The following is a 13,417-nucleotide window of genomic DNA, read 5'->3' as shown; positions in this document are numbered from 1 at the left end:
CCTCCTTCGCGAACGTGGAGAAGTAGTCGAGGGGCTTCATGTCAGAAGTCCCACCCGTCGTCGTCGGCCTCGTCCTTGACCGGCTCCGGCGCGGCGAACGACTCGCCGACCATGCCCGCGGTCAACGTCGTGCCGTCGCTGGGGTCGATCAGGATGAACGAGCCGGTGCGGCGGGAGTCGGCGTAGGAGTCGACGGGCAGCGGCTCGGCGGTGCGGATCTTGACGCGGCCGATGTCGTTGGCGACGAGCTGCCCGGGGTGCGGGTGCAGGGACAGGTCGTCGAGGGTGAGCCGGGACGGGATGTCCTTGACGATCGCCTTGACCGTGCGGGTGCCGTGCTTGAGCAGCACCCGGTGGCCGACGGTCAGTGCGGCGTCGGCGACATGGCAGACGGTGGCCTCGATGTCCTGCGTGGTCGCGGGCGCGTCCTTGGCCGGCACGATCAGGTCACCGCGCGAGATGTCGATGTCGTCCTCCAGCAGGAGGGTCACCGACTGGGTGGTCCAGGCGATGTCGACGGGCTCGCCCAGCAGGTCGATACCGGAGATCTTCGACTTACGGCCCGACGGCAGCACCGTCACCGACTCGCCGACCCGGAACGAACCGGCGGCGATCTGCCCGGCGTAGCCGCGGTAGTCGGGGTGCTCGGCGCTCTGCGGCCGGATCACGTACTGCACGGGCAGTCGCGCGTGGCAGTGGCTCAGGTCGTGGGTGACCGGCACCGTCTCGAGGTGCTCCAGGAAGGTCGGGCCGCCGTACCAGTCCATGTTCGCGGACGGGTCCACCACGTTGTCGCCGGCCAGCGCCGAGATCGGGATCGCGGTGATCTCCGGGACACCCAGCTCGAGCGCGTACGCCGTGAACTCCTCGGCGATCGCGGCGAACACGGGCTCCTGGTAGTCGACCAGGTCCATCTTGTTCACGGCGAGCACGACGTGCGGCACCCGCAGCAGCGCGGCGATCGCGGCGTGCCGGCGGGTCTGCTCGACGACACCGTTACGGGCGTCGACCAGGATCACCGTCAGCTCCGCCGTCGACGCGCCCGTGACCATGTTGCGGGTGTACTGCACGTGGCCGGGGGTGTCGGCGAGGATGAACCGGCGCCGCGGGGTGGCGAAGTAGCGGTAGGCCACGTCGATGGTGATGCCCTGCTCCCGCTCGGCGCGGAGGCCGTCGGTGAGCAGTGCGAGGTCGGGGGCGTCCTGGCCGCGGTTGCGGGAGGCGTGCTCCACGGCCTCCAACTGGTCGGTCAGCACCGACTTGGAGTCGTGCAGCAGCCGGCCCACCAGCGTCGACTTGCCGTCGTCGACGGAACCGGCCGTCGCGAACCGCAGCAGGGTGGTGGCCGAGAGCTCCTCGGTCGTGATCGTGCTCATGCTTAGAAGTACCCCTCGCGCTTACGGTCTTCCATCGCGGCCTCGGACATCTTGTCGTCGGCGCGGGTGGCGCCGCGCTCGGTGAGCCGGGACGCGGCGATCTCGGTGATGACCTGCTCCAGGGTCACCGCGTCCGAATCCACGGCGCCCGTGCAGGACATGTCGCCGACGGTGCGGTAGCGGATGAGCCGCTTCTCGACGGTCTCGCCGTCCTTGGGCCCGCCCCACTCGCCGGCCGTCAGCCACATGCCGTTGCGGGCGAACACGTCACGCTCGTGCGCGAAGTAGATGTCCGGCAGCTCGATGCCCTCGCGGGCGATGTACTGCCACACGTCCAGTTCGGTCCAGTTGGACAGCGGGAACACGCGCACGTGTTCGCCGGGCGCGTGGCGGCCGTTGTAGAGGTTCCACAGCTCGGGCCGCTGGCGGCGCGGGTCCCACTGCGAGAACTCGTCCCGCAGGCTGAACACCCGCTCCTTGGCCCGTGCCTTCTCCTCGTCCCGGCGTCCGCCGCCGAAGACTGCGTCGAACCTCTCGCTCTGGATCTTCTCCGTCAGCGGCACCGTCTGCAGCGGGTTGTGGGTGCCGTCCGGGCGCTCCTTGAGCGCACCCCGGTCGATGTAGTCCTGCACCGACGCGACGTGCAGCCGCAGGTTGTGCTTCTCGACCGTGCGGTCGCGGTACTCGATGACCTCGGGGAAGTTGTGCCCGGTGTCGACATGCAGCAGCGTGAACGGGATCGCCGCGGGAGCGAATGCCTTCAGCGCCAGGTGCAGCATGACGATGGAGTCCTTGCCGCCGGAGAACAGGATCACCGGCCGCTCGAACTCCCCCGCCACCTCACGGAAGATGTGGACGGCCTCGGACTCCAGCGCGTCCAGGTGGGAGAGGGCGTACGGGGAGTCCGTACCGTCCTCGCCTCCCTTGACCGTGGCTACGGTCGTCGTCATGCCAGTCCCCTCTCGGTGAGCAGCGCGCGGACCGCGCCCGCGGATTCCTGGACGGTCTGGTTCTGGGACTCGATGCGCAGATCGGGCGACTCGGGTGCCTCGTACGGGTCGTCGACCCCGGTCAGGCCACTCAGCTCGCCCGCCGCCTGCTTGGCGTACAGCCCCTTCACATCGCGTACGGAGCACACGTCGACCGGAGTGGCCACATGCACCTCCAGGTACGGCGTCCCGCCCTCCTGGTGGCGCTTGCGCACCGCCTCGCGGCTGTCGGCGTAGGGCGCGATCACCGGGACGAGCGCCTTCACGCCGTTACGCGCGAGCAGTTCGGCCACAAAGCCGATGCGCTGCACGTTGGTGTGCCGGTCCTCGCGGCTGAAGCCGAGGCCCGCCGAGATGAACTCGCGGATCTCGTCGCCGTCGAGCACCTCGACGCGGTGGCCCTCCGCGCGGAGCCGGCCGGCCAGTTCGTAGGCGATGGTGGTCTTGCCGGCGCTCGGCAGACCCGTGAGCCAGACGGTGGCTCCGCTCGTCACGTGGTTCTCCCCACTCGCAGGAAACGTAGAAAGCTCAGTCATGGGTCAGCCGTGCAGCCCGCACTCGGTCTTGGCGCTGCCCGCCCAGCGGCCGGAGCGCGCGTCCTCGCCCTGCAGCACCCGGCGGGTGCAGGGGGCGCATCCGACCGAGGCGTAACCGTCCATCAGCAGCGGGTTGGTCAGGACACCGTGTTCGGTGACATACGCGTCCACGTCGTCCTGGGTCCAGCGGGCGATCGGGGAGACCTTCACCTTCTGGCGCTTGTCGTCCCAGCCGACGACCGGGGTGTTCGCCCGGCTCGGCGACTCGTCGCGGCGCAGCCCCGTCGCCCAGGCCAGATAGCCCTTCAGGCCCCGCTCCAGCGGCTCGACCTTGCGCAGCTTGCAGCACAGGTCGGGGTCGCGGTCGTGCAGCTTGGGCCCGTACTGCGCGTCCTGCTCGGCGACCGTCTGGCGAGGGGTGAGCGTGATGACGTTGACGTCCATCACGGCCTCGACCGCGTCGCGGGTGCCGATGGTCTCCTCGAAGTGGTAGCCGGTGTCCAGGAACACGACGTCGACGCCGGGCATCGCGCGGGAGGCGAGGTGGGCGACCACCGCGTCCTCCATCGAGGAGGTCACACAGAAGCGCTTGCCGAAGGTACCGGCGGCCCACTGGAGGATCTCCAGCGCGGAGGCGTCCTCCAGATCACGGCCCGCCTGCTCGGCGAGCGCCTTGAGATCCTCTGTCGTGCGCTCTTCCTGAATCGCGGTCATATCTCCTCGCCCCCTGCGTCGTTGTGCTGAAGGCCCCGGGCGAGCAGCCCGAGGAACTTCAACTGGAATGCGCGGTTGCACGCCGCGCATTCCCATGCACCGTGGCTGCCCTCCAAGGCTTCACTCGGCCGGAGGTCCTCGTCGCCGCAGTAGGGGCAGTAGAAGGGGGCGGCCCGCTCGCTCATGAGAGGGCCTCCTCGGACGCGCGGGTGACCCAGGCGGCGAAGCGCTCGCCGTCCTCGCGCTCGTCCTGGAAGCGCTTGAGGACCCGCTCGACGTAGTCGGGCAGCTCGTCCGAGGTGACCTTCAGGCCACGCACCTTGCGCCCGAAACCGGCCTGCAGACCGAGCGCGCCGCCGAGGTGCACCTGGTAGCCCTCGACCTGCTCGCCCTCGTCGTTCAGGACCAGCTGCCCCTTGAGACCGATGTCCGCGACCTGGATACGGGCGCAGGCGTTCGGGCAGCCGTTGAGGTTGATGGTGATCGGCTCGTCGAAGTCCGGGATCCGGCGCTCCAGCTCGTCGATCAGGGCGGCGCCGCGCGCCTTGGTCTCGACGATGGCGAGCTTGCAGTACTCGATGCCGGTGCAGGCCATGGTGCCGCGCCGGAAGGCGGACGGCCGGGCCGTCAGGTCCAGTGCCTCCAGGGCCTCGACCAGCGGCTCGACCTGCGCTTCCTCGACGTCGAGGACGATCATCTTCTGTTCGACGGTGGTCCGCACCCGGCCGGAGCCGTGCGCCTCCGCCACCTCGGCGATCTTCGTCAGCGTGGCACCGTCGACGCGGCCGACGCGCGGCGCGAAACCGACGTAGAAACGGCCGTCCTTCTGCCGGTGCACCCCGACGTGGTCACGCCAGCGCTCCGTGGGCTCGGCCGGCGCGGGGCCGTCGACGAGCTTGCGCTCGAGGTAGTCGTCCTCCAGGATCTGACGGAACTTCTCCGGGCCCCAGTCGGCGACCAGGAACTTCAGACGGGCGCGCGTACGCAGACGCCGGTAGCCGTAGTCCCGGAAGATGCCGACCACGCCCGCCCAGGCCTCCGGCACCTCCTCCAGCGGCACCCAGGCGCCGAGGCGGACGCCGATCTTCGGGTTGGTGGAGAGGCCGCCGCCGACCCACAGGTCGAAGCCGGGGCCGTGCTCGGGGTGCTCGACACCGACGAACGCCACGTCGTTGATCTCGTGGACGACGTCGAGGAGCGGGGAACCGGAGATCGCCGTCTTGAACTTGCGGGGCAGGTTGGAGAATTCCTTGCTGCCGATGTAGCGGTCGTGGATCTCGTCGATCGCCCAGGTGCCGTCGATGATCTCGTCCTCGGCGATACCGGCGACCGGCGAGCCGATGACGACACGCGGGCAGTCGCCGCAGGCCTCGGTGGTGGACAGACCGACGGCCTCCAGCCGGTCCCAGATCTCCGGCACGTCCTCGATGCGGATCCAGTGCAGCTGGATGTTCTGCCGGTCGGTGATGTCCGCGCTGCCGCGCGCGAACTCCTCCGAGATCTCGCCGATCACCCGCAGCTGCCGCGTGGTGAGACGGCCGCCGTCGATCCGGACGCGCAGCATGAAGTACTTGTCGTCCAGCTCCTCCGGCTCCAGGATCGCGGTCTTGCCGCCGTCGATCCCGGGCTTGCGCTGGGTGTACAGACCCCACCAGCGCATACGTCCGCGCAGGTCGTTGGGGTCGATCGAGTCGAAGCCGCGCTTCGAGTAGATCGTCTCAATGCGTGTCCGCACATTGAGACCGTCGTCGTCCTTCTTGAACTGTTCGTTGCCGTTGAGCGGGGTGTGGTGCCCCATCGCCCACTGACCCTCACCGCGGTGACGGCTCACCTTGCGGCGGGGAGTCGCGGCGGCAGGCTTCTGCGGGGTGGCGGCCATGGTGGTTACGTCCTTCGGGACAGGCGGGAATGCGGCTCTGACCTGCGCGTACGGGCGCATGGGCATAGGAGCGCGTCGTTGCGCGGGAATGAAGCGAAAAGAGGGAGATGTCGGGCGCTGCGAGGCTGTCAGCGCACCGGACAGATGGCGCTGGACATGCGGCCGAGGTCGACGTGCCGCCGACTCACCAAGGCAATTCCAGTTCCAGACATGACGGAAGCGTGGCACGGCGATCTGGACACAGTCCAGCTTCGTCCGAGATGCGGACACCCTTGTCCCGTAGAGTGAGACAAGGGTGTCGTCGGTCACATGGCCCGTATCGGCCGTTTCTGCCCAGCTCAGCCAGGGTAAGCCCCGGGCCACGGTCCGGGCGTGGCCGTCTCGGCCTCCTCCTCGACCTTGGTGTCGAAGAGCGTGAAGCCACGGCGCAGGTAGTTGTCCATGGCGTGCTCCCCGTCCTTGCTGCAGGTATGCACCCACACCCGCTTCGTCCGGCCCAGCCCCGGTCGGCGTTCCGCCAGGTCCCAGGCGCGGGCTGCGCCGTACGCCAGCAGATGTCCACCGATCCGCCGCCCGCGGAAGGCCGGAATCAGGCCGAAGTAGACGATCTCCACGACCCCGTCGTCCTGCGCCTCCAGCTCCACATACCCCGCCGGCGTCCCGCGGTCGTAGGCGACCCACGTCTCGACGCCCGGACGCTCCAGGTGCTCCCGCCACTGCGCATACGTCCAGCCGAGCCGGTCGATCCACTGGATGTCCCCGCCCACGGACGCGTACAGAAACCGGCTGAACTCGGGAGAGGGCACCTCGGCCCGCACGATCCGCACGTCCCCGTCCGGGGCGGCGGCCGGGAGGAGGTCGGCGGGGGAGTTCTGCTCCAGGGACCAGGTGGTCACGGGGATGTTGGTCATGACGGCCAGGGAATCATCCGGGTGCGGGGTCTGTCGATCGGCGTCCACGCGGGCCGCCCGTGCCGGGCGGCTACCCCAGCGCCGCGTCGATCGACTCCAGCGGCACCGCGAACAGCATCCGGCCCGACTGGGACCAGACGTCGCCCGTGGCCTCCCAGTAGGACAGGGGGCCGGCCTGGGCGCCCCAGCAGCGGGGGGCGTTCTCCGAGCCGCAGCGCGTTGCCTCCGCTCCCTCGGTGTCCTGGCGCCAGAGACTGCCGTGGCGGTCCGTGGGGGCCGGGGCGCGGCCCAGGTACCAGTCGGAGCGGTCCGCTCCGGACGCCCGGTGCGACAGGACCCCCTCGATGCCGGAGGCCTCCGTCTCGTACGCCTCGACCGTGCGCACGGCTCCGGTGGCGTCGACGGCCGGCAGGCCGGGGCGGGCCGGGTCCTTGCTGAAGTCGTAGCGCCACAGGCGGGCGGGCCGGTCGCTGTCGGCGGCGGTCCACTCGCTCGCGACCAGGGTGTCGGGCGCCGTGCTGCGGTCCAGGGAGATGCCGCCGAGGCGCGGGGCGGCGCTCCCGCCGGTCAGTCGGTACGAACCGACGGCCGGCAGGACGAAGCGGTAGCCGTGGGCCGACCAGCCCTCGTCCACACGGCCCACCGCGGCGCTGTCGACCGTGGCGCGCTGGACGCGGTTCATGTCGTACACGTACAGCCCGTCGGCGGCGGTCACCAGCAGCTTGTCCTGGTACCAGACCATCCCGGAGAGGCGGGAACTCAGGGCGCGGTAGTCGCGGCCACCGTCCACCGGGACGACGAGAAGGGCCGACGCGTACCTCAGGCGGGCCAGGTCGTTCGCGTCGACGAAGGCGACCCGGGCGAGGCCCCGGTCGGCGGTGCCCTGACTCCAGCCGGAGAGCAGCACCCGGTTGTCGTTCCACCAGCCGTCGTCGTCGGCGTCCCCGGAGGTGGTGACCGCCCCCGCCCGCCACCCCCGGGTGTCGGCGGCGTCCCAGCAGTACGCGCGCGAGGCCGTCGGCGCGACCGGCAGCGCGGTGCGCCGGCCGGCCGTACAGCCGTCCGCGCGGCGCAGGCTGCGGTCGGCGGTCTCCAGGACGGCACGGACACCCACCGGCTTGCCCATCCCGGCGGCCAGTTCGTCGAGGGTGGCCTGCGGCATCAGCTGTTCCTGGAGGCGGAGCGCGCGGGTGTCGGAGGCCCGGGTGAGAGGCTCCAGCGCCCCGGGGTTGTCACCGATCGTGGCCTGCGAGGCGCTGATCATCGTGGCGGCTGCGGTGAGCGCGAGGGCGGTTCCGGCGAGGAACGCGCGCACGGCACGGCCCTGCTTGCGTCGACGGTGTCTGCCGCGGTGCTTCATCAAACCTCCCGAGGCGGGCCAACTGCTGCCATTGGTCTGTGCGTTGACCAAAGGAGCAGGTGGGGCGGCCCGTACAGGGATGCTACGGCAGATGGGCACGCTTGCGGACTAAGACCCCGTAAATATGCGGAAGACACACGCCAGTCAGGGCAGATCCGCCGAGATCCGACCTCGCACCACCGCGGGCGCCGTCGAATACGGCAGCAGATCGCGCGGCTCGTCCGGCAGCAGCACCTCGACCTCGGTGTCCTCGCGGAAGCGGTACGGCCGGTGCTCCAGAAAGCCCGCGAGATAGCGCCGTACCCGCGACATCTCGGCACGCACCGTCACCGTACGGCCCGGGTCGCCGAACACGTCCTCCGCCAGCCCCGCCGCACTGCGGCCGGCCCGGTGCAGGGCCAGCAGATAGAGCAACTCGGCGTGCCGGGGGCTCAGTTCATGGCTCCAGGAGCCCGCACTGCCGGACACCGTCACCGACCAGCGGCGCGGCTGTGTCAGGTCCAGCGCGATCCGCGTCGCCCCGGGCGGCACCGGCTCGTCGGAGTCCCGCAGCAGCCAGCCGCCCGCCAGCGGCTCCACCGAGCACAGGCCGAGCGGCGGCAGCCACCGTCGGCCCGGCGCCAGGGACTTGGGCAGCGCGATCCGGTTCGCGTACGGCATCTGGCTCACCGCGGCGGTCCAGCCGTCCCGGTCCACCACCAGGGCCCGCCCGGGCAGCCGCGCCAGCACCGGCGCCGCCACCGCGCGCAACCGCTCAAGCGAGGTCAGATGCAGCTCCCGCAGCCGGGCCTCGGCGAGTTTGGCCACCGAGTCGACCCACGCGAGCGTGGCCGGATGCATGGTCTCCAGCGGCCCGCTGACGTCCACAACGCCGATCAGCCGGCCGTCCCGCGGATCCGTGAGGGGGGCGCCGGTGCAGGTCCACGAGGTCTGGGAGCGCTGGAAGTGCTCGGAGGCGAAGACCTGTACGGGCCGGCGCACCACCGCGGGCGTGCCCACCCCGTTCGTGCCGACGACGCTCTCCCGCCAGTCGGCGCCGAGTTCGAACCCGAGGCTGTCGGCCTTGCGCAGCACGGAGGAGTTGCCCTCCCGCCACAGCACCCGGCCCTCGTCGTCGGCGACGACCATGATGTGGTGGGCGATGTCCGCCACCGCCAGCAGACCCTCGCGCAGCACCGGCAGGACATGCTTGAGCGCGGTGGTCTCCCGGCGCCGCTGCACCTCCTCGCGGGACAGCAGACCGGACCGGGCGTCGTGGTCCGGGTCGACACCGCTGCGCAGCATGCGGCCCCAGGACTGCTCGATCACCGGGCGCGGCGCGACGGGAGCGCGCTGTCCGGCGAGCGTGGCGGCGCGGACCTCGCTGAGCATCCGCGCGGCCCGCCCGGAGTCCACGACGGCCAGCTGTGTCACGTCCGTCGGCGAGAGCGCCAAGGGTCCCTCCCGGTTCGACTCGTGCACGCCTTGACTGTGTGTCTCATAGTGCCGCCCAACGCTTGCGGAGGGACACACTCCGCACACAGTCGCCAACAAGTTGCAACCCCTTGCAACCCTGGTGGACGGCTCTGGCCTGATTGAGACTTGAGCAACGCCGTCCCGAGCGGCGTTCGTGGCCTCGAACGGGCCAAGCGCAGGGGTGGTGCCGTGTCGGCGCAGCACCACCCCTGTCTCCGACGGTTGGGCCGTGTTCGCGACAGGGGGTGCGGCTTTCTGTGCGTTGGCGGCTGCGGGTTCGTTGTGGCTGGTCGCGCCCACGCGGCGGAGCGGCATATCGGTACGGCCCAGCGCCCCTGAGGTCGGCGGCCGCATCCTCGGCCGGATTGCTGAGCCTCTCAGGCCACCGGCCGCGCTCGCTCCATGATCGACCCGAGGTCCAGGGTGTGCGGAAGGGTTCCGAAGGCGGCACCTCCGTCGCCGCCCAACCGTGAGGCGCAGAACGCGTCGGCGACCTCGGGGGGTGCGTAACGGACCAGCAGGGAACCCTGGAGCACCAGCGCGAGCCGCTCCGTCAGGCGACGGGCGCGGGCCTCGATGCCGTCGAGATCGGCCAGTTCGGTCAGCAGGCCCTTGATGGCCACGTCCAGCCGGTGGTCGGCGCCGCGCGCTTTGCCGACCTCCTGGAGATAGGCGTTGAACGCCGCGGGCTCCCGCTGCAACGCCCGCAGCACGTCCAGCGCCTGGACGTTGCCCGCCCCCTCCCAGATCGAGTTCAGCGGCGACTCCCGCACCAGCCGGGGCATCCCCGACTCCTCCACGTACCCGTTGCCGCCCAGGCACTCGGACGCCTCGACCGTCAGCGGCGTACACCGCTTGGTGACCCAGTACTTGGCGGTCGGCACCGCGATCCGCAGCAGCGCCCGCTCCTGCTCGCCGCCGTCGTCGTAAGCGGCCGCGAGCCGCAGCGCGAGGGTGGTCGCCGCCTCGGACTCGACGGCCAGGTCGGCCAGGACGTTGCGCATGAGCGGCTTGTCGACGAGCTTCCCGCCGAACGCCTCGCGGTGCGTGCAGTGGTGGATCGCCTGCGCGACCGCCTGCCGCATCAGCCCCGCCGAGCCCAGCACACAGTCGAGCCGGGTCGCGGCCACCATCTCGATGATGGTGCGCACCCCGCGCCCCTCCTCACCGACCCGGCGCGCCCACGTCCCGTCGAACTCGACCTCGCTGGAGGCGTTCGAGCGGTTGCCCAGCTTGTCCTTGAGCCGCTGGATGCGGAACACGTTGCGGGTGCCGTCCTCCAGCACACGCGGCACGAGAAGGCAGGTGAGGCCGCCCGGTGCCTGCGCCAGCACGAGGAACCCGTCCGACATGGGTGCCGAGCAGAACCACTTGTGCCCGGTCAGCTCGTACGACTCCCCGTCGGGCAGGGGACGAGCGGCCGTCGCGTTGGCCCGTACGTCGCTGCCGCCCTGCTTCTCCGTCATGCCCATCCCGAACAGGGCCCCGGCCTTGAGCCGGGCCGGCCGCAGTTCACGGTCGTAGATCATGGACGTCAGCCGCGGTTCCCACACGGCGGCGAGGTCGGGGTCGGTGCGCAGGGCCGGGACCGCCGCGTGGGTCATGGACAGCGGGCAGCAGTTGCCGGCCTCGACCTGCGTCCACAGCAGGAACGCGGCCGCCCGCCGCACATGCCCGCCCGGCCGCACCCAGGCCGCGGTCAGGCCCGCCGCGACGCCCTTGCCGAGCAGCCGGTGCCAGGACGGATGGAAGTCGACCTCGTCGATGCGGTGGCCGTAGCGGTCGTGGGTGCGCAGCGTCGGCGGGTTCTCGTTGGCCAGCGCCCCCCACTCCTGCGCCTGCGCCGATCCGCAGGACTTGCCGAGCCCCGACAGCTCGCCTCGGACCTCGTCCAGCAGCTCAGGGGCGAGATGACGCTCGACGGCAGAGCTCAGGGCCTGATCGGTGGTGTAGGCGTCGTAGCCGACCAGGGGCGGGGGCTGGTTGGTCACGGTGTGCGTGCTGCCTGCCATGACTGTGAACCTACCCCTCCGCAGAACGCTGATAGCCACCCTGACACGGCACCGGCGCACAGGATCGGGCAGGTGGCGAGGGCGTGCACCCGGCGCCGCGATGAGTGCGCCCCTGTACGGCGGATACCTTTAGGTCGTGCAGCCAGCAAGTGAATCCCCCCAACAACCCTCCGGCCGTCTCCACCGGGCGCGTGCCCTCTACCGGAACGTGTCGAAGCGCCGGACCGCCTGGCTGTTGCTCAAGGACACCGTCAATTCCTGCATCGAGTACCGCATCCTGGGGCTCGCGGCCGAGGCGGCGTTCTTCACGCTGCTGTCCGTGCCGCCGCTCCTCCTCAGCCTCATCGGCCTCCTCGGTTACGTCGACGACTGGACCGGCACCGACAGCATCAGCAGCCTGGAGACCAACATCCTGGAGGCCTCCCGCACCGTCCTGTCCGACAAGGGCGTGCGTCAGATCGCCCAGCCGATCCTGGACGACGTGATGAACGGCGGGCGCCCCGACGTGATCTCCGTCGGCTTCCTGTTCGCCCTGTGGTCGGGGTCGCGCGCGGTGAACGTCTTCATAGACACGATCACCGTGATGTACGGGCTCGACGGCGTCCGCGGCATCGTCAAGACCCGGCTGGTGGCGTTCCTGCTGTTCCTCGCGGCGCTGCTGATCGGCTCGGTGGCGCTGCCGCTGATGGTGGCCGGGCCGGACGCGGTGGTGCGGATCGTGCCGTGGTCGGAGACCTTGGTGCAGGTCCTGTACTGGCCGGTCGTGATCGTCCTGTCGATCGCGTTCCTGACGACGCTGTACCACGTGTCCGTGCCGGTGCGCTCACCCTGGATCGAGGACGTGCCCGGGGCGCTGGTCGCCCTCGCCATGTGGGTGCTGGGCAGCTTCCTGCTGCGCATCTACCTGACGAGCACCATCGAGGGGGCGTCGATCTACGGCTCGCTGGCCGCCGCCGTCGCCGTCATGCTGTGGATCGGCGTGTCCGCGTTCGCCGTGCTCGTCGGGGCCGCGGTCAACGCCGCGATCGACCGGGTCTGGCCGGCCGCCGCGACGGCCGCGGCCCGCGCCGCGAACGAGCGGATGCGCGAGGCCCAGGTCGCCGAGTACGTGGCCCGCCACGCCGCGAGCCGGGAGCAGGACCCCGACGACCCGGACATGCCGTCGGAGTTCCCCGAGCGCTGGTCCCGCTTCCTGCCGCCGGACGACCTCTCGTCGCGGCTGCGGACGCATGTGAAGAGCACGCACACGCATCCGCCGCACAAGCCGGAGGACCGATAGGCCCCCGAAGGGCGGGCTTCAGGCCTTCCACGCCCCTGCCGCCGCGGCCTCCCGCACGAAGTCGGAGAAGTCCCGGGGCGCACGTCCGAGGACCTCGCGGACACCGTCCGTCACATGGGCGTTGCGGCCGTCCATGAGGGTCTCGAACACCTCGACCAGGAGCTCCGCCTCCTCGGGCGGCACTCCGAAGCCCGCCAGGGCCTCGCCGTAGGCCGGTGTCGGGACCGGCGTGTACGTGATCGTGCTGCCCGTCGCCCCGGAGATCTCCGCGACCGCCTCCCGCCAGGACAGCAGCCGCGGCCCGGTCAGCTCCAGCGTCCGGCCCACATGGCGGTCGCCCGAGGTCAGCACGGCCGTCACCACGTCCGCGATGTCGCGCACGTCGACGAACGGCTCCTTCACCTCGCCCGCCGGGAAGACCAGCTCCCCGTGGACCATCCCCTCCACCAGCGGCCCCTCGCTGAAGTTCTGCGCGAACCACGAGGCTCGTACGATCGTCCAGTCCGCGCCGGACGACTTCAGTGCCTCCTCGGTCGGCAGCGCCTGGTCCTCACCGCGCGCCGACAGCAGCACCAGCCGCCGCACGCCGAGCCCGACCGCCTCCCGCGCGAGTGCGCCGACGCCCTCGGCCGCCTCCGGGGAGCCGACGTCGGACGGGTACATCAGATATGCCGCGTCCGCGTCGCGCAGGGTCTGGGCCCACGTCGTCGGGTTCTCCCAGTCGAAGCCCTGCGCCCGGGAGGCGGCCCGTACCGTCAGCCCCGCCCCGCGCGCCGCTTCCGCCACCCGGCTCCCGGTACGACCCGAGGCACCGGTCACCACTACCGTCATCCGCTGCGTGTTCGCCTTGTCGGCTGCGTTCTTCGTCATGCTTCAAGTCAACTGGCGCGCGCCCCAACAGCCCAT

13 protein-coding genes are annotated in these 13,417 nt (G+C 70.9%); 1 reads left to right on the top strand and 12 read right to left on the bottom strand.

The features are described 5' to 3' along the window. Positions 1-41: 41 nt before the first annotated feature. The 11 genes from OHO27_RS08510 to OHO27_RS08465 form a co-directional block, all read right to left on the bottom strand. A complete protein-coding gene (locus OHO27_RS08510) occupies positions 42-1,376 on the bottom strand; it encodes a sulfate adenylyltransferase subunit 1 (RefSeq protein WP_328421870.1) in 1,335 nt (444 codons plus the stop codon). A 2-nt stretch (positions 1,377-1,378) separates the two neighbouring features. Beyond that, positions 1,379-2,326, bottom strand: coding sequence for a sulfate adenylyltransferase subunit CysD (gene cysD / locus OHO27_RS08505; RefSeq protein ID WP_328421868.1), 948 nt, complete (start codon positions 2,324-2,326; stop codon positions 1,379-1,381). After that, a complete protein-coding gene (cysC, locus tag OHO27_RS08500; protein WP_328421866.1) occupies positions 2,323-2,901 on the bottom strand; it encodes an adenylyl-sulfate kinase in 579 nt (192 codons plus the stop codon). Before cysC ends, cysD begins: the two co-directional genes overlap by 4 nt. Positions 2,902-2,904: 3 nt before the next feature. Next, the gene (locus tag OHO27_RS08495; protein ID WP_328421864.1) at positions 2,905-3,615 is read right to left on the bottom strand and encodes a phosphoadenylyl-sulfate reductase; all 711 of its coding nucleotides are present in this window, start codon (positions 3,613-3,615) and stop codon (positions 2,905-2,907) included. Beyond that, positions 3,612-3,800, bottom strand: coding sequence for a hypothetical protein (locus OHO27_RS08490; RefSeq protein ID WP_328421862.1), 189 nt, complete (start codon positions 3,798-3,800; stop codon positions 3,612-3,614). Before OHO27_RS08490 ends, OHO27_RS08495 begins: the two co-directional genes overlap by 4 nt. Continuing rightward, positions 3,797-5,494 (bottom strand): nitrite/sulfite reductase, encoded by a 1,698-nt coding sequence (locus OHO27_RS08485; RefSeq protein ID WP_328421860.1) that lies wholly within the window; start codon positions 5,492-5,494, stop codon positions 3,797-3,799. The genes OHO27_RS08490 and OHO27_RS08485 overlap by 4 nt, the downstream gene beginning before the upstream one ends. Positions 5,495-5,622: 128 nt before the next feature. Then, positions 5,623-5,706 carry a putative leader peptide gene (locus tag OHO27_RS43095; RefSeq protein WP_349817346.1) on the bottom strand — a complete coding sequence of 28 codons (84 nt, stop codon included), beginning with the start codon at positions 5,704-5,706 and terminating at the stop codon, positions 5,623-5,625. Positions 5,707-5,832: 126 nt separating this feature from the next. Then, positions 5,833-6,405 (bottom strand): GNAT family N-acetyltransferase, encoded by a 573-nt coding sequence (locus OHO27_RS08480; RefSeq protein WP_328421858.1) that lies wholly within the window; start codon positions 6,403-6,405, stop codon positions 5,833-5,835. A 70-nt stretch (positions 6,406-6,475) separates the two neighbouring features. Then, positions 6,476-7,765 (bottom strand): hypothetical protein, encoded by a 1,290-nt coding sequence (locus tag OHO27_RS08475; RefSeq protein WP_328421856.1) that lies wholly within the window; start codon positions 7,763-7,765, stop codon positions 6,476-6,478. 144 nt (positions 7,766-7,909) lie between these two features. Beyond that, positions 7,910-9,199 (bottom strand): GAF domain-containing protein, encoded by a 1,290-nt coding sequence (locus OHO27_RS08470; RefSeq protein WP_328430382.1) that lies wholly within the window; start codon positions 9,197-9,199, stop codon positions 7,910-7,912. A gap of 398 nt (positions 9,200-9,597) precedes the next feature. After that, entirely contained in the window at positions 9,598-11,232 is a 1,635-nt protein-coding gene (locus tag OHO27_RS08465; protein WP_328421854.1) for an acyl-CoA dehydrogenase family protein, read from the bottom strand. Between the two features lie 136 nt (positions 11,233-11,368). Here OHO27_RS08465 and OHO27_RS08460 point away from each other — a divergent pair, with 136 nt between their 5' ends. Next, complete coding sequence (locus OHO27_RS08460; RefSeq protein ID WP_328421852.1) at positions 11,369-12,511, top strand: YihY/virulence factor BrkB family protein; 1,143 nt, start codon at positions 11,369-11,371, stop codon at positions 12,509-12,511. Positions 12,512-12,529: 18 nt separating this feature from the next. Here the strand turns inward: OHO27_RS08460 and OHO27_RS08455 are convergent, their stop codons facing one another. Continuing rightward, positions 12,530-13,381: an NmrA family NAD(P)-binding protein gene (locus OHO27_RS08455; protein WP_328421851.1), complete on the bottom strand. Its 852-nt coding sequence runs from the start codon at positions 13,379-13,381 to the stop codon at positions 12,530-12,532. Positions 13,382-13,417 lie beyond the last annotated feature (36 nt).

The organism is Streptomyces sp. NBC_00443 (assembly GCF_036014175.1).
In the GTDB taxonomy this organism is placed as follows: Bacteria; Actinomycetota; Actinomycetes; order Streptomycetales; family Streptomycetaceae; genus Streptomyces.
Note: the sequence above shows the minus strand (reverse complement) of the source record. Positions and strands in the feature narration are given on the sequence as shown.

What these genes read in the sequence shown, in the direction of transcription:
- OHO27_RS08510 (WP_328421870.1), bottom strand. Translation starts at nt 1,376, where the DNA reads ATGAGCACGATCACGACCGAGGAGCTCTCGGCCACCACCCTGCTGCGG.
- cysD (WP_328421868.1), bottom strand. Translation starts at nt 2,326, where the DNA reads ATGACGACGACCGTAGCCACGGTCAAGGGAGGCGAGGACGGTACGGAC.
- cysC (WP_328421866.1), bottom strand. Translation starts at nt 2,901, where the DNA reads ATGACTGAGCTTTCTACGTTTCCTGCGAGTGGGGAGAACCACGTGACG.
- OHO27_RS08495 (WP_328421864.1), bottom strand. Translation starts at nt 3,615, where the DNA reads ATGACCGCGATTCAGGAAGAGCGCACGACAGAGGATCTCAAGGCGCTC.
- OHO27_RS08490 (WP_328421862.1), bottom strand. Translation starts at nt 3,800, where the DNA reads ATGAGCGAGCGGGCCGCCCCCTTCTACTGCCCCTACTGCGGCGACGAG.
- OHO27_RS08485 (WP_328421860.1), bottom strand. Translation starts at nt 5,494, where the DNA reads ATGGCCGCCACCCCGCAGAAGCCTGCCGCCGCGACTCCCCGCCGCAAG.
- OHO27_RS43095 (WP_349817346.1), bottom strand. Translation starts at nt 5,706, where the DNA reads ATGTCTGGAACTGGAATTGCCTTGGTGAGTCGGCGGCACGTCGACCTC.
- OHO27_RS08480 (WP_328421858.1), bottom strand. Translation starts at nt 6,405, where the DNA reads ATGACCAACATCCCCGTGACCACCTGGTCCCTGGAGCAGAACTCCCCC.
- OHO27_RS08475 (WP_328421856.1), bottom strand. Translation starts at nt 7,765, where the DNA reads ATGAAGCACCGCGGCAGACACCGTCGACGCAAGCAGGGCCGTGCCGTG.
- OHO27_RS08465 (WP_328421854.1), bottom strand. Translation starts at nt 11,232, where the DNA reads ATGGCAGGCAGCACGCACACCGTGACCAACCAGCCCCCGCCCCTGGTC.
- OHO27_RS08455 (WP_328421851.1), bottom strand. Translation starts at nt 13,381, where the DNA reads ATGACGAAGAACGCAGCCGACAAGGCGAACACGCAGCGGATGACGGTA.